Here is a 14,885-nt window from a genome sequence, read left to right as displayed (position 1 = left end):
CCACTTGGTCCTGAGCGCGGGCCTCAGCCGAAGACGGCCGGGGGTGGCACCGGGGCCAGCACCGCGTCGCCGTCCTTGATCGGGTGGGCGCCCGCGACGAAGTTCGTCAGCGCATCCCCGTACACGCACCTGGCCTGGGTGAGGCCGCCGGCCGCGCGGCGGGTCAGCAGGTCGATCGGCAGCTCCGCCCGCGAGGCGGCGACGATGAGGTTGCCGAAGCGGCGCCCGCGCATGACGCCCGGCTCCGCCAGCAGCGCGACATGCCGGAACGTCCCCTGGACCGTCGCCACGAGCCGCCTGGCGAAGGCCAGGCCCTTGCCGTCGGCCATGTTGATCAGCAGCGTGCCCGACGGGCGCAGCACTCTGGAGATGTCGCCCATGTACTCCGTCGTGGCCAGCTCGACCGGCATGGTGGCGCCGGAGAAGGCGTCGAGGACCAGCAGGTCGGCCGAGTCGTCCCAGACCTTGGCGGTGCCCTCGCGCCCACCATGCACGATCACCTTCAGCCGTGGCACGGACCGCAGGTCGAGCTGCTCGCGGATCAGGTTGACCAGGAGCCCGTCAGGTTCGAGGACGATGTGCCGGGACCCTGGCCGAGTGGCCGCGACATAGCGCGGGATCGTGCACGCCCCGCCGCCCACGTGGACGCAGGCGAGCGCGCCTTCCGGAAGAAGGTCGATCACGTCCGCCATAAGCCGTACGTACTCGAATTCCAGATATGTAGGGTCTTGTAAGTCAACGTACGACTGAGGTACGCCATCCTTGGACAGTACCCAGCCGTCCTGCCTATCCAGGTCCCGGAGTAGTTCGATCTCGCCGAACGTCACCGGGTAAAGGCCGGGCATCGGCTCCCGCTGTCCTCGTGCCACGATGATCCCCTCCTGGGAGTAACCGTATGCGACGACGAAGGCTGATTGTGCTGGTTATCGCCGTTGTTGCGGTAGTTGGTGCAGGTGTCTTCGCGACAGTGGTGTCCAAGCGGGTCAAGGGCAGCGCCGCGCAGACCTCGGCCGCCTACTTCACGGCATGGCAGCGGGGGGACCTGCGGACCATGGCCACCCTGGTCTATCAGCCGCCCGCTGACTTCGTCACCCGGCACCGGTCGTTCTCCGACGACCTGCACGTTCAGGACATCCAGTTGCGGCCCGGGGCCGTGAAGAGCACGGGGGAGACCTCGGCCGAGGTGCCGTTCACCGGGAGCAGGACGCTGAGCGAGTTCGGGGCGTGGCCGTTCAGCGGTACGTTGCGGCTGGCCGTGCGCGACCGGACCTGGAAGGTGCTCTGGGCGCCGGAGACGCTGGACCCCCGGCTCAAGGACGGGGGCACGGTGCGGCTGGCCGAGTTCGACGGGCCCGCGGTCGAACTGGTGACCAGCGAGGGTGACAAGATCCCCAACGACAGCTACGCCGAGTCCTATCTCGCCGAGCTCAAGCCCGAGTTCGACGAGGTGAGCCAGGGATGGGCGCTGGAGTCGGCGCTGCCGGGACAGCAGGCGCGGCGGCTCATGACCGTCGAGCCCAAGGTGAGCCTGGAGCGTACGACGCTGTCGCGCTCGGTGCAGGCGGCGGCCGCGCGGGCGCTCGACGGGGTGCGGGACGCGTCGATCATCGCGATCCGGCCCAGCACCGGCGAGGTGCTCGCGGTGGCCGACCGGCTGGAGGGCAACTACAGCGCGTTCCGCGACTTCTTCCCGCCCGGGTCCACGTTCAAGACGATCACGGCGGCGGCGCTGCTGGAGTCGGGCCTGGATCCGGCGGCGGAGGTGGACTGCCCGGCCACGTACACCGTCCCGAACTTCAGGCCGATCAAGAACGCGGGCGAGCAGGCGCACGGCCGCGTGACGTTCGCCGACGCGTTCGCGTACTCCTGCAACACCACGTTCGTGCGCGAGGCCGTCAGCCGATTATCGGGTGACGATCTTGTCGAGACCGCCGCGAAGTGGGGGTTCGGCGGCGCCAAGCTGGCCACGGGCCTCGGCGGCAACTGCGGGCGGATGGACCCGCCGGACGGCACGAACGAGCTGGCGGTCGACTCCTTCGGCCAGGGCTCGGTGGAGGCGACCCCGCTGTGCATGGCGATGGTCGCGGCGGCGGTCGAGAGCGGCACCCTGCGCGTGCCGCGCATCCTGTCCAAGGCCGCCGCCGAACGGATCGACGGCCCGGCCGCCAAGCCGGTCGACCTCGACGAGGGGGCGGTCGCGGCGCTGCGGGAGATGATGGCCGCCGTCGTCGACCACGGTACGGCCGCCGCCGCCGGATTGCCCGCGGGCGTGTCCGGCAAGACGGGTACGGCCGAGGCCGCCGGCGGGCGGGAGCACGGCTGGTTCATCGGCTACCGCGACGACCTGGCCTTCAGCGTCTTCGTGCGCAACGGCGGCTCGGGCCGGAGCGCCGCGCTGCCGGTCGCGGCCCGCTTCCTCAACGGGATATGACCTATTGGGACATGACCTTTTGGGACATGACCTTTTGGGACATGACCTTCGTCTCGTCGAGGGTCAGCACCCTCAACGTGGCCATAACCTACGGTACCGTAGGTTATATGACGACCATCACCGCGAAGCCGAGGCTACGAGGCTGGTTGCACGCTGGAGCGTTGCCCGTGACGCTGGTCGCCGGGTTCGCGCTCGTGGCGCTCGGCCCCACTCTCCAGGCCCGTATCGCGTCCGCGATCTACGCGATCACCTCGGGTCTGCTCTTCGGCATCTCGGCCACCTACCACCGGGGCACGCTGGGCCCCCGCCTGGCGGAGGCGCTGCGGCGCTTCGACCACGCCAACATCTACCTGATCATCGCGGGCACCTACACGCCCTTCGCGCTCCTCGCGCTGGACGGGGCCGCCCGCGTGGCCGTCCTGGCGGTCATCTGGGGCGGCGCGTTGTCCGGGGTGCTCTTCCGGGTGTTCTGGATGAGCGCGCCGCGCTGGCTGTACACGGTCCTCTACCTGGCGCTCGGCTGGACTGCGATCTTCGTGCTGCCGCAGTTGCTCGCGGGCGCGGGCGTGGCCGCCGTCGTGCTGGTCGCCGTCGGCGGCGTCTTCTACAGCGCCGGAGCCATCGTGTACGGTCTGCGCCGCCCGGACCCGGCGCCCGGCTGGTTCGGCTACCACGAGGTGTTCCACGCGTTCACGATCGCCGCCTACCTGGTCCAGTACATCGCGGTGTCGATCGTGGTCTACTCCCACGTCTAGGCCTGCTCGGTCAGGTTGTTTCGCCCCGACGGCGGCGACGGGTTACCGAGTTTTGACCGCGCCGTGGGCTGCTTGCGTGATCGATCGGGAGATCACACCAGTATGGAGCAAATCGCACGCAACTGGTGGCTCGTCCTGATCCGCGGCATTTTGGCGGTGATCTTCGGCATCCTGGCGCTGATCTGGCCCGCGATCACGCTGCTCGTGCTCGTGATCTTCTTCGGCTCGTACGCCATCGTCAGCGGGCTCGTCTCGGTGTTCTCCGCCTTCCGGCATGGAACGGACTCCCGCGTCTGGCTCATCATCTCCGGAATTCTCGGGATCCTGGCGGGGATCATAGCTTTCGTCTGGCCGGGCAAGACCGCGCTGGTCCTGCTCTTCGTGATCGCGTTCTGGGCGATCCTCAGCGGAGCATCGGAGATCGTCGCGGGCGTGCAGATGCGTAAGGTGATCGAGAACGAGTGGATGCTCATCATCGGCGGAATCCTGTCCATCGTCTTCGGCGTCCTGCTGCTCATCTGGCCCGGCGCGGGACTGCTGACGTTGGTCTGGCTGGTCGGGATCTTCGCCATCCTGTACGGCATCGCGATGATCGTGCTGTCGTTCGAGGTAAAGAAATTCGCCCATGCCGCCTGAATTCCGGAAATTTTCCGCATAGACCTAGGTTTACCTGGGAAATGTACGCCATGTCTGGTTTCAACGTGGAGGTGACATGGACGTACACGACCGCCTTGCCCGCCATCTGCTCGTCGACGGTTACCGGCTCGTGCTCGATCTGGAGCACAGCCAAGGCTCCTGGCTCGTCGACGCCGGCAACGGCCGCCGATACCTTGACTTCTACACGTTTTTCGCCAGCGCGCCGCTCGGCGTGAACCCGCCCTTCGACCCGGAGTTCGTCCGGCTTCTCGGCGAGGTGGCCCGTAACAAGCCCGCCAACTCCGACATGTACACCGCCCACCTGGCGGACTTCGTCGAGACCTTCTCCCGTGTCCTCGGCGACCCCGAACTGCCCCACCTGTTCTTCGTCGAAGGCGGTGCGCTGGCCGTCGAGAACGCCCTGAAGACCGCCTTCGACTGGAAGAGCCGCCGCAACGAGGCGGCGGGCCGCTCCCGCGACCTCGGCACCCAGGTCATGCACCTGACGAAGGCGTTTCACGGCCGCAGCGGCTACACCTTGAGCCTGACCAATACCGAACCAGGCAAGACCGACCGTTTTCCCCAGTTCCGCTGGCCGCGCATCGACGTACCCGCCGTACACCTCGGAGGCGTCGAGGCCGCTGAGGAGCACGCGCTCGCCCAGGCGCGCGCCGCCTTCGAGGCGCACCCGCACGACATCGCCTGCTTCATCGCCGAGCCCATCCAGGGCGAGGGCGGCGACAACCACATGCGCCCGCAGTTCCTGCAGGCGATGCAGCAGCTGTGTCACGAGTACGACGCGCTGTTCATCCTGGACGAGGTGCAGACGGGCGGCGGCACCACGGGCACCCCCTGGGCCTACCAGCAGCTCGGCCTGGCGCCGGACATCGTGGCCTTCGCGAAGAAGGTCCAGGTGGGCGGCATCATGGCGGGCCGCCGCGTGGACCTGGTCCCCGACAACGTCTTCCAGGTCAGCGGCCGGATCAACTCGACCTGGGGCGGCGGGCTGGTGGACATGGTCCGCTCGCGCGGCCTCCTGGAGATCGTCGAACGCGACAACCTCATCCCGCGCGCCGCCACCCTCGGCACCGTCCTCGTCGAACGCCTCGTCAAGCTGCAGGCCGAACACCCGGACCTGGTCTCCAACGCCCGGGGGCGCGGCCTGATGTGCGCGTTCGACCTGCCCGACGGGGCCACGCGCGACGCGCTGGTCACGCGACTGCGGGACGAGGCGGGCGTACTGCTCCTGGCCTGCGGGCCGCGTTCGGTACGGCTGAGGCCCGCGCTCAACATCCCCGAATCCGACCTGGAACACGGCCTCACGGCCATCTCGGCGGCTCTTCCGCAGATGGTACGGGCATAGGCCGCGAATCCGACCTGGAACACGGGCTCACGGCCATCTCGGCGGCCCTCCCGCAGATGGCACCGGGCTTGGGCCGCCGACCCTCTGACACGCGGCGACGTCCACACGACGTCGCCGCCACCTGACCGAAGCTTCCACCGGCACTGTGCTCCTGCCCGGCTACGGCTCCTGCCTGGCTACGGCTCCTGCTCGGCTGTGACGCCTGCCCGGCTGCGGCTCCTGCCCGGCTGCGAGGTCTGCCCACTCGCGAGGGCTGCCGCACTGTGACCTCAGCCCCGCTGCGACCCCTGCTTGCGTGGAGGTCAGGAGGGGTCTGTGGTCGGGGTGAGCGGGCGAGCCGAGCCGGAGTGAGTGGGAGGCGAGCGGGCAGGTCGAGTCCGGGTCAGTGGCCATGGATGGGCGGGCCGAGCCGGGGTCAGCGGCGGTGGATGGGCGGGCGTGCCGACCTGGGGTCAGTCGCGGTGGCGGGACTGCAGGAAGGCCGCTGTGGCAGCGTCGGCGGGCAGGAACGCCTCCAGCTTGAGCTCGGCCAGTGTGACGTCCACCGCGGTGGCGAAGGACGTGAGCGTGGTCAGCAGCCGCAGCTCGGCATCGCCGGTACGCAACCGCAGCGGCACCGCGAACCCGAGATGATCGCTCCCCGGCACCGCGTCGGGCACGTAGGACTCCAGCTCGGCGATGAACGCGTCGAGCCGCGGATCCGGGCTGCGGAGGAGCTCGGCCCGCAGGCTCTCGACGATGTGCCGGCCCCAGTCCGCGAGGTTGACCACCCGAGGGCCCATGCCCTTGGGATGCAGGGCGAGCCGCAGCACGTTGACCGGCGGCTCCAGCAGCTCGGGCGCCGCCCCCTCGGTGAGCACGTCGAAGGCCGCGTTGGCCGCCAGCAGCTCGCCGTAGGGCCGAACGACGACCGCCGGATACGGCAGGTGCCCGTCGAGGATGCTGTCCAGAGCCTCGCGTACGGGGCGCAGCATGGCGTCGTCCAGACCCGACTCGGGGAACACGGGAGCGTAGCCGGCCGCCAGCAGCAGGCCGTTGCGTTCGCGCAGCGACAGCTCGAGTGACTCGGCCAGGCGCACGACGATGGCCCGCCCGGGGCGGGAACGGCCTTGCTCGATGAAGCTGAGGTGACGCTGGGTGGTGCCGGCCCGGTTGGCGAGCTCCAACTGGCTCACCCGCCGACTGCTCCGCCATCGCCGCAGCTCGCTCGCGAATCGTTCCACGCCTCCCTTTCTAGCCCACGCGGGTGATGAAGCACGATTCCCCGCAGGGAATCATCTGGGGGTCGGCTCCGGCTCACAAATGGCCCTCAGACGGTCTCACCGTCTCGTAGCGGCGGCCGACCACCTCCACCGGAGGAGCGTCCCCCTGGACAGAGCTCAGCCACGTGTGGCGGGTGGGGGTGCCCCATGCCGGCCGTATAAGGACATGCGGGCCGTAAGACAAAGGCCCCGCAACGCCCGCGCGGAGATTCGGCACGCGCGGGGATCTGTCCACGTGAGGTGGCCCGCCACCTGAGAAGGGCCGCCACAGGGGGTGGCCGTCGTGTGGGATGGCGCGTCACACGAGACAGCCCGCACACGAGAGGGCCCGCCACCTGAGACAGCCCGTCACGGCGAAACGCGCGAGATCGCCGGGTCAGGGCAGGGGGCGGGACTGCCAGAGGCCGATCGCGGTGACGCGCGAGTCCACGCCGAGCTTGGCGTAGATGCGGTTGACATGGTTCTTGACCGTTTTCTCGCTGAGAAACAGTCGCTGCGCGATCTGCCCATTCGACTGCCCAGTGGCGATCAGGTCCATGACCTCGGTTTCGCGCTTGCTCAGGGACGTGAACACGCTATCGAACGCTGCGTCTTCGACTCTCATCCGGCCTCCGGGGGCGCGCGCAGACGGTCAGATCGCCGAGGCCCCCGCGCATCCGGCGTAAGCGGTAGACAGCGAGCATAACTCGCAATGTCATGTTTTGGGGACGTTGCCGTAGAAAAACGACAACGGCCGGTCCCGAAGGACCGGCCGCGTGCATGGGGTGAGTGAAGGGACTTGAACCCTCGACATCCAGGACCACAACCTGGCGCTCTACCAGCTGAGCTACACCCACCATTGGCCGCCGACGTGGCGGCACAGGAAAAGTGTAGCGTTCTTCGGGAGTCTTTACGCCACTCGATTAGCCGCTGACACGCTCGGCGACCGCTCTGGCGGTGGCCGAATCGGGGCCGGGCTGGCCGACGAAGATGGCCGCCCGGTAGTAGCGGAGCTCCCTGATGCTCTCCGTGATGTCGGCCAAAGCGCGGTGTCCGCCCTGCTTTTCCGGGGCCGCGAAGTAGACCCGGGGGTACCAGCGGCGGGCCAGCTCCTTGATCGACGACACGTCGATCATCCGGTAGTGCAAGTAGCCATCGACCACGGGCATGTCGCGCGCGATGAACGTGCGGTCGGTGCCGATGGAGTTGCCGCAGAGCGGCGCCTTCTTCGGCTCGGGGATGTGGCGGCGGATGTAGTCGAGCACGAGCGACTCCGCCTCCGCCAGCGTCACCCCGCCCGCCATCTCGGGCAGCAGCCCCGAAGCGGTGTGCATCTCGCGGACCACCTGCGACATCTGCTCCAGCGACTCGGGCGGCGGCTTGATGACCACGTCGACGCCTTCGTCCAGCTGGTTGAGCTCGCTGTCGGTGATGATGCACGCCACCTCGACGAGCGCATCGCGACCCAGGTCGAGCCCGGTCATCTCGCAGTCGATCCAGACCAGCAAGTCACTCATTCGATCTCCTCGCCCAAGCGGCTCGGAGTCATCCGCCCGCCTGAATACCCCACCAGCCTAGTGCCACCGGTTACGCGGGCTTGAGCGAGCTGAGAACCTTCTCGACCACGTCGGTGCCCAAATTGTCCGGAACTGACACGTATACGAGGGCTGGGCTCTGGCCCGCGCCGCGATCCATCACCACGATCGCGCCGTTTTCCTTGTTCCACTTGTAACCTTTGGCCTTCGACTCCTTCGAGAAGTCGAGCTGGAACTGGAGCACCCAGGCGGACTTATCGCCGATTTTGAGTGCTTTGTCCTGAATGATCTTGTTGGTGTGGGCAACCGGGTAGTACTCGGCGAAGTCCACGAACACTGTCTTGGCCGTGTCACCCAGCCCGTCCGTCCCCGTGTAGGGGTATTGCTTGTTGAGCAGCCCCGTGTAGACGTTGCCGCTCCAGTCGTCCTTGCCGTTGTACTTCTCCTGCGAGGTCGCCCCCACGCCACTCGACCAGGCCTGCTGGGACGGGTCGCTGCCGTTCAGGGAACTGGCGGCCGGCACCTTCCAGCCCTCGGGCACCTGGTACGACAGGTTGGCCTGCGGGTCGGTGATGCGGCCGTCCTGGGGCTGTGGCAGCTCTGTGATGCTCGGTGGCGGCTCGGTGGTCTCCTGCTGCTGCGGCAGCTGCTCCGTCTCGCTGGGCGTCGGCGACGAGGCAAGGGTGCCGTCGGTGTTGCGGTTGACGAAGAAGATCCCGGCCACCACGATCAGGCCGACCACCACCAGCGCCGCCAGGCCGCCGAACACCCACGGCAGCGGATTGCTCTCCTTAGGCGGCGTACCGTAGCCGGGGCCGGGCAGCGGCGTGTCACCCCACTGACCCTGCCCGTAGGGGGCCGAGCCCTGACCAGGCTGCCCATAAGAGCCCTGCGGGGGCTGGCTATAAGAGGGCTGGCCCTGGGTGGATTGCCCGTACGCGGGCTGTTCCTGCGTCGGTTGCCCGTACGCGGCCTGTCCGTATGTCGGCTGCCCGAACTGCCGCGTCGGGTTCGCCGGCGTGGCGGACCAGTCGGGGCTCGACTGCGGCTGCGGTCCGGACTGCGGTTGCTGTTGCGGTGACGCCCCCTGCTCCAGCGGGTGGGTGGCGTCCGTCCACTGGCCGCCGTCCCACCAACGGAGTTGGGGCGATCCGTACGGGTCGGGGTACCAGCCCGCGGGGGTCTGCGTGGTCATGTTCGTCAGCGTAGTAACAACAGCTTTGATATGCATTGCTGGCTCGGCACCAACGCTCAAGATCAACGCTCAGAGATCAGCGCTCAGGGATCGGCGCTCGGCGTCAGCACTTGTACGTGAAGCTCGCCTTGTCCGTCCTGAGCGGGCCGGGAGACAGCACCCGCAGCGTGGCCGTGGCCTTGACGGTGCTCTTGCCCTTGAGCGTCCACCGGAGCGGCACGGTGTAGGAGGTCTGGTCGGCGGTCGTCCGGAGCGTCTGCTTGACGACCTCCTTGTCCAGGTTCTTGCGCCACTCGTAGCTGATCTCGCCCGCCTCCCCATTCGTGACGATCTTGCCCGTGACGACGACGGCGGTGTCGCAGCCCTGCGTCTTCTTCGGGGCCACGACGTCGATCGACTTGATCGCCAGCTCCGGCGCGCCGCTCAGCTTGAGCCAGGCCAGGATCGCGCCGCCCATGATGACCGCGAACAGTATCGCCGAGAGGATGGTCCGGCGCCGCCTCGCCCGTGCCGCCTTACTCGGCTTGCCGCCGCGCTGGACCGTTCCGACCTGTTCCCGGCCCTCACGCCAGATCCGTTCGGCCGTGGTGCCGGCCTGGGCCGATTCCGTACTCACTCCAGAGCTCACGCCGGGCCCGAAGTGCACCGGCGTCTGATGCGGGCTGGGAACGGCGAGCAGCGTGACGATGTCGCCCTCGTCGAGCGGCGGCTGCGCCTCCACGGGAGGATGCGCGAACGCCGACCTGCCGCGGGCCGCCTGGGCCAGCTGATCGTTCCTGATCGCCCCGCCCGGCAACGCCGTGGGCTCGGAGAGCACGACGGACCTGGCGGTGCCCAGGCCGTGCGTCGTCGTGGTGACCGCGGCCCGCTCGAACAGGGCCGCCGCGCGCGGGGCGCTCCGCGTGACCGAGGCGGCCAGTGCCCGCGCCAGGGACGCCCACGCCGCCACGTCCCGTTCCGGTGGGGAGACCTGGCCGCGGATGGCGTCGGATAAGCCGCGTTCCGACAGCAGCGCCGCGCCTTCGGCGGTGATGACCACCGAGCCGGGATGCACCGAACCGTGGGTGACCCCGGCCGCGTGCAGCGCGAGGAGGGTCTGGGCCGTCTCCGCCAGTATGGCCGCCGCGCCGCTCGCGTCGATCGCCCCCGAGGCCAGTAGGTCCGACAGCGTCGGGCTCACGGCCTGCGCGGTGAGCAGCCAGACCTGCTCGCCCGCCGCGACGACGTCGGCGACGGGGATCAGCCCGGCCAGCCCGCCCAGGACCAGCCGCTGGTCGGTCAGAACCGTCGCCACGACGCGCTCGCGCACCCCGGGCAGCCCGATGATCTTCGGGTCGAACAGCAGGGCCCCGGCCCGGCGTCCGTCGGGCGAGATCGCGTCGATCCAGTTGCCCAGTTCGGTGTTCCAGGTGTGCTCGGTGAGCCGGAAGCCGGCGATACCGTTTCTCGGGTTGTCCATCGCCGTAGCCCCCCGAAGCCTTTCTAACGCTTTCTCCGATGTCGTCCCGCCATACGGCGCTTAACCGCAAGTGTGACCGGAAGCGCGCCAGACGTCACCAGCACGAGCCCCAGGAGGGCGCCGTCCTGCGGCGACGGAGTCCGCGTGGATCCTTCCCCGCTGCCGCTGCCTTCCCCGCTGCCGGGGCTGCTCGGCGGGTCGGAGGAGGGGGCCGGGCTGCTGAGGGTACGCGTCGGACGGACGGTCGGGGGCGCTGTTGGGGGCGCCTTCGTGGCGGCGGCCGTGGCTCCCGACGGCGGGTTGTCGACCGTGCCGGTGAACTCGGGCTCGGCCGACTCGACCGGAGGCGGAGTCTTGATGACGGTCTTCGACGGCCGGGGCTTCACGGTCCTGATGGGCTTGCGAGTCGGCGTGGGCGTCGGCGTCCGCTTCGGCGTCGCGCTGATGACGGGCGGTGGCGCGGTGCTCGCCGGGGTCGTCGGCTCCGGCGTCGTCTCCTTCGCCGTCGGCGTGGGCTCCTCGGAAGGCTCCTCTTCCTCCTCGGCCGCGGCGGAGGGTTCCGGCGCCGTCGTGGTGGGCGTCACCTGCGAGGTCTGCGCCTGCAGGGCGGGCTCGGCGGACATCGTCTTCACCAGGACGATCGCCACGCCGATCAGCAGGCCCGTGCAGACGGCGCCGACCACGATCTTCGTGGAGAGCCTGCTCAGCAGCCCGCGCGGCTCGGTGAAACGGGTCTCGGCGAGCGAGGTCTGCACCTCGGCGGTAACCTCGGGCGGGCTGGGGAACAGCATGAGCAGCAGGCCGGTCAGCCGGGCCAGGCGGCGCCTGCCGCGCTCCTCCCAGTCGGACCCGTACGCCCTGGCCGCGACCGCTTCGAGCTCCGTCAGGAACGCCTCGGCGGACGGCGGGCGGTCGAGGGCGTTCTTGGCCAGACCGCGCTCGACCAGGTTCCGCAGCGGGCCGGGCACCTCCTCGATGGGCGGTGGCGAGCTCTGGTGCTGGCGAGCCAGCGCCGCGAGGTTGGGCGAGCGAAAGGGGCGGGTGCCGGTCAGGCACTCGAAGAACACGATGGTGGCGGCGTACACGTCGGTGGCCGGTGCGGCGGAGGCGCCCGACCACTGCTCGGGCGCCATGTACGGCGGGGTGCCGGCGGCGCTCGCGTCCTCGCCGGTCCTGACCGCGATGCCGAAGTCGACGAGCTTGCTGGAGCCGTCGCCCTGGACCATGACGTTCTCGGGCTTGAAGTCGCGGTGCACGACGCCGATCGCGTGGGCCGCGGCCAGGCCCTGTAACGAGCCCTTGAGCACCAGCAGCGCGGCCTCCGGGCCCGTGGGACCCTCCGACCTGAGCAGCTCCCGTAAGGAGACCCCGTTGACGAGCTCCATGACGATGGCCGCGCCCCCGCCGGCCTCGACATAGTCGATCAGGCGGGCGTTGTGCGGGCTGCGCATGGTGCCCAACAGCCGGGCCTCGTGCCGGAACCGGGCCACGAAGCCGACGTCGGACCGGAGCTCGTCGGACAGGTACTTGACGGCCACCTCCACGCCGTCGTGGTCCCTTCGGGCCAGCACGACCCGCCCGGCGGATCCCGCGCCGAGTTCGCGAATCTCGGTGTAGCCCGGGACCCCCCACTGACCATGGTCGTCGTACATGCGGTCTCCCTCTGCGGTCCTCTGGGCCCCCACCCTCATCAGACGGACCGTAGCTTAACCAGAGGCGACCGCTTTCCCACAGTTAATGTCCGGACACAGTATGAATCCGGAGCTCAACCAATGGTGCCCGAATCGTCAGCCGAAGGGGTGTCGGGGGCCGGGGTCTTCGGTCCGTCCTTCGTGGGGTCGTCCTTCGGCGGATCGTCCTTGGGTGGGTCGTCATCCGTGGGCGGGTCCTCCTGGCAGGCCGCGGTCTTGCCGCCCGAGCTGTCACCGCCGTTGTCCGCCGTGGGCCGGGTGGCGGCCGTCACGAGCCAGGACGTGCCGCACGGCACCTTGTCGAAGGTGTAGCTCACGGTCCTGGTGTAGGAGGTGTCGCCGGACAGGGTCAGGGTCTCGGTGTGCGCGATCCGGCCGCCCAGGGAGAAGGCGATGCTGAGTCGTACCGGCTGGTCGTTGTCGGTGGTGACGGCGACGACCGCGGTGGCCGGGCCGCGCGGGCTGAGCGAGGCCCGCACGATCGACACCTTCCGCACGCTCGGCGGGCAGGTCACCCTGGTCCGGGCGGTGGTCGTCCGGTCGCCCGCGCGAACCACGACGGAGACGGTGGTGTCGCACGGGCGGGACCTGAAGGCGTAGGTGAACGTCCGCGAGTAGGCCGTCCGGCCGGACAGGGTGGCCGAGCGGGTGGCGACCTGGTCGCCGTTCAGCGCGAACGCGGCCTCGACGGGCACCTCGGCGGTGCCGCTGGTGGTCACCCTGACCCGGGCCTGAGCCGTACGGCCCGGCGAGGCGGCCAGATCGAGCGAGACCCGCAGGCCCGTTACCCGCGTGGGACACGGCGGTACGTTCATCGTGGCCGTCCGCGCCCCGCCGGGAGCGACGGGGAAGGTGGTGACGGTCAGCGTGACGGTCTTGCCGCACGGGCGCTCGTCCGCGGTGTAGCTGAGCGCGCGGTCATAGGACCGGTCGCCGCTCAGCCGCAGGGTCTGGCTGCGGACGCCGACGCCGCCCACGGACCAGGCGGCGGTCGCCGTGACCGGTCCCGTGCCGGTGGTGCGGATGGACAGAGAGGAGCCGGCCACGTTGTCGTCGTTGATCGTCAGCCCGCCGAGCGTGAGCCCCGCGACCGAGGTCACCGGAACCGGCGTCGGCGTCACAGTCGGCGTGGTCACGGTGACGACCGGCGTCGGCGTGATGGTCTTGGGCGGCTTAGGCGTCTTGGTCGGCGTGGGCTTACCAGGCGTGGGCGTAGGCTTGCCGGGTTTGGTGACTGTGGGTGTGGGTTTAACAGGCTTGGTGACAGTGACCTTGGGAGTGGGCGCGGGCTTGGTGGTCGGTGGCGATGTGGCCACCACGGGCTCGGCGGTGTTCGGCTTGGGGCTGGGAGACACTACGGCCAGAGCCGTCGGCTGGTCGCGGGGGAGGCCGACCGGGGACTCCTCGGGCGGCTGGCTCAACGTGACCGGCGTGGCCGGCGGTGAGCCCTCCTCGGCCGCTCCCTGCGACTGCGAGGGCCTCGCCAGCGCCACTTCCACGGCCTGGTCGCGGCTCGACAGCACGACGATCACGGCGATGGTCGCGACCGCGACCACTCCCACGCCCATGGCCAGCCGGGCCGCGTTGTGCTTGGCCGTACGCAGCGTCGTACGGAAGACGGTCTGCGCCAGCGAGGTCGTGACCTCGGCGGGAGGCGTCTGGGGCACGGGCAGGAGCAGGGCGAGCAGGGCCACCAGCCCGGCCAGCCGACGCCTGCCGCGCTCCTCCCAGTCCTCGCCGTACGCGGCCCGCGCCGCCGCCTCCAGCTCGATGACGAACGCGGCGGCGCTGACGGGCCGCGCTGCCGGGTCCTTGGCCATTCCGCGGGTGATCAGCTCGCGCACCGGCTCGGGCGCGTCGTGGACCGGGATCGGCGCGTGCATGTGCTGGTAGCCGAGCACGCTCGGCTCGGTCGACCGGTACGGCCGGTGCCCGGTCAGGCACTCGAAGAACACCGCCGTCGCCGCGTACACGTCGGTGGCGGGCGAGGCGGGCATGTTCTCCCACAGCTCGGGCGCCATGTACGGGGGCGTGCCCTCGGCCCGCGAGGCGGTCCCCTGCTGTACCGCGATGCCGAAGTCGACCAGCTTGCTGGCCCCGTCGTCGCGGACGATCACGTTCTCGGGCTTGTAGTCCTTGTGCACCAGTCCGTGCGAGTGGGCTCGGGCCAGGCCGAGCAGCGAGCCCTTGAGCACGGCCAGGGCCGCCTCCGGCCCCGTCGTCCCGTGCTCGCGCAGCAGCGCCCGCAAGGACACGCCGTTGACCAGCTCCATCACGATGGCCGCGCCGTAGCCGTCCTGGATGTACTCCCACAGCGTGGCGATGTTCTGGTCGCGCAGCGTGGTCAGCAGCCGCGCCTCCGACTGGAACCTGGCCAGGGCCACAGGGTCGCCGAGTAACCGCTGCGAGAGGTATTTGATCGCGACCTTGACGCCGGTCTCATCGTGCACCGCGAGCACGACTCGGCCGCTGCCGCCCGCCCCGAGCTGCTTGATCTCCGTATAACCAGGAGCGTTCCACTCCATCGCCATCCCCCATCAGGAGTTGGGCCCACCTGATGAGACGTGTGATCAAGGAGA

General features: G+C 69.6%; 12 protein-coding genes and 1 tRNA gene. 4 read left to right on the top strand and 9 right to left on the bottom strand.

All coding sequences use genetic code 11. The features are described 5' to 3' along the window. Window positions 1-23: 23 nt before the first annotated feature. A complete protein-coding gene (locus AB0L53_RS21540; RefSeq protein WP_363996388.1) occupies window positions 24-869 on the bottom strand; it encodes a fused MFS/spermidine synthase in 846 nt (281 codons plus the stop codon). Window positions 870-970: 101 nt separating this feature from the next. Between AB0L53_RS21540 and AB0L53_RS21535 the strand changes: the two genes are divergently transcribed. From AB0L53_RS21535 to lat, 4 genes are all read left to right on the top strand, one after another. Next, window positions 971-2,431: a penicillin-binding transpeptidase domain-containing protein gene (locus AB0L53_RS21535; RefSeq protein WP_363996385.1), complete on the top strand. Its 1,461-nt coding sequence runs from the start codon at window positions 971-973 to the stop codon at window positions 2,429-2,431. Window positions 2,432-2,538: 107 nt separating this feature from the next. After that, window positions 2,539-3,186 (top strand): hemolysin III family protein, encoded by a 648-nt coding sequence (locus AB0L53_RS21530; protein WP_363996382.1) that lies wholly within the window; start codon window positions 2,539-2,541, stop codon window positions 3,184-3,186. Between the two features lie 102 nt (window positions 3,187-3,288). After that, window positions 3,289-3,822 carry an HdeD family acid-resistance protein gene (locus AB0L53_RS21525; protein ID WP_357956083.1) on the top strand — a complete coding sequence of 178 codons (534 nt, stop codon included), beginning with the start codon at window positions 3,289-3,291 and terminating at the stop codon, window positions 3,820-3,822. Between the two features lie 76 nt (window positions 3,823-3,898). Then, window positions 3,899-5,185 (top strand): L-lysine 6-transaminase, encoded by a 1,287-nt coding sequence (gene lat, locus AB0L53_RS21520; protein WP_363996378.1) that lies wholly within the window; start codon window positions 3,899-3,901, stop codon window positions 5,183-5,185. 452 nt (window positions 5,186-5,637) lie between these two features. Here lat and AB0L53_RS21515 read toward each other — a convergent pair whose 3' ends face one another. The 8 genes from AB0L53_RS21515 to AB0L53_RS21480 all read right to left on the bottom strand — a co-directional run bounded on the left by AB0L53_RS21515 (window position 5,638) and on the right by AB0L53_RS21480 (window position 14,831). Continuing rightward, window positions 5,638-6,408, bottom strand: a complete 771-nt coding sequence (locus AB0L53_RS21515; protein WP_363996375.1) for a helix-turn-helix transcriptional regulator — start codon at window positions 6,406-6,408, stop codon at window positions 5,638-5,640. Window positions 6,409-6,823: 415 nt separating this feature from the next. Continuing rightward, a complete protein-coding gene (locus tag AB0L53_RS21510) occupies window positions 6,824-7,051 on the bottom strand; it encodes a response regulator transcription factor (protein ID WP_357956073.1) in 228 nt (75 codons plus the stop codon). Between the two features lie 156 nt (window positions 7,052-7,207). Continuing rightward, a tRNA-His gene (locus AB0L53_RS21505) sits at window positions 7,208-7,283 on the bottom strand. 66 nt (window positions 7,284-7,349) lie between these two features. Next, window positions 7,350-7,943, bottom strand: a complete 594-nt coding sequence (gene orn, locus AB0L53_RS21500; protein ID WP_363996371.1) for an oligoribonuclease — start codon at window positions 7,941-7,943, stop codon at window positions 7,350-7,352. 70 nt (window positions 7,944-8,013) lie between these two features. Then, entirely contained in the window at window positions 8,014-9,156 is a 1,143-nt protein-coding gene (locus AB0L53_RS21495) for a DUF2510 domain-containing protein (protein ID WP_363996368.1), read from the bottom strand. Window positions 9,157-9,259: 103 nt separating this feature from the next. Next, entirely contained in the window at window positions 9,260-10,615 is a 1,356-nt protein-coding gene (locus AB0L53_RS21490; protein ID WP_363996365.1) for a hypothetical protein, read from the bottom strand. A gap of 23 nt (window positions 10,616-10,638) precedes the next feature. Then, window positions 10,639-12,267, bottom strand: coding sequence for a serine/threonine-protein kinase (locus tag AB0L53_RS21485; RefSeq protein WP_363996362.1), 1,629 nt, complete (start codon window positions 12,265-12,267; stop codon window positions 10,639-10,641). 113 nt (window positions 12,268-12,380) lie between these two features. Further along, complete coding sequence (locus AB0L53_RS21480; protein WP_363996359.1) at window positions 12,381-14,831, bottom strand: protein kinase; 2,451 nt, start codon at window positions 14,829-14,831, stop codon at window positions 12,381-12,383. Window positions 14,832-14,885: the final 54 nt, after the last annotated feature.

Source organism: Nonomuraea sp. NPDC052129 (assembly GCF_040680095.1).
In the GTDB taxonomy this organism is placed as follows: domain Bacteria; phylum Actinomycetota; class Actinomycetes; order Streptosporangiales; family Streptosporangiaceae; genus Nonomuraea.
Note: the sequence above shows the minus strand (reverse complement) of the source record. Positions and strands in the feature narration are given on the sequence as shown.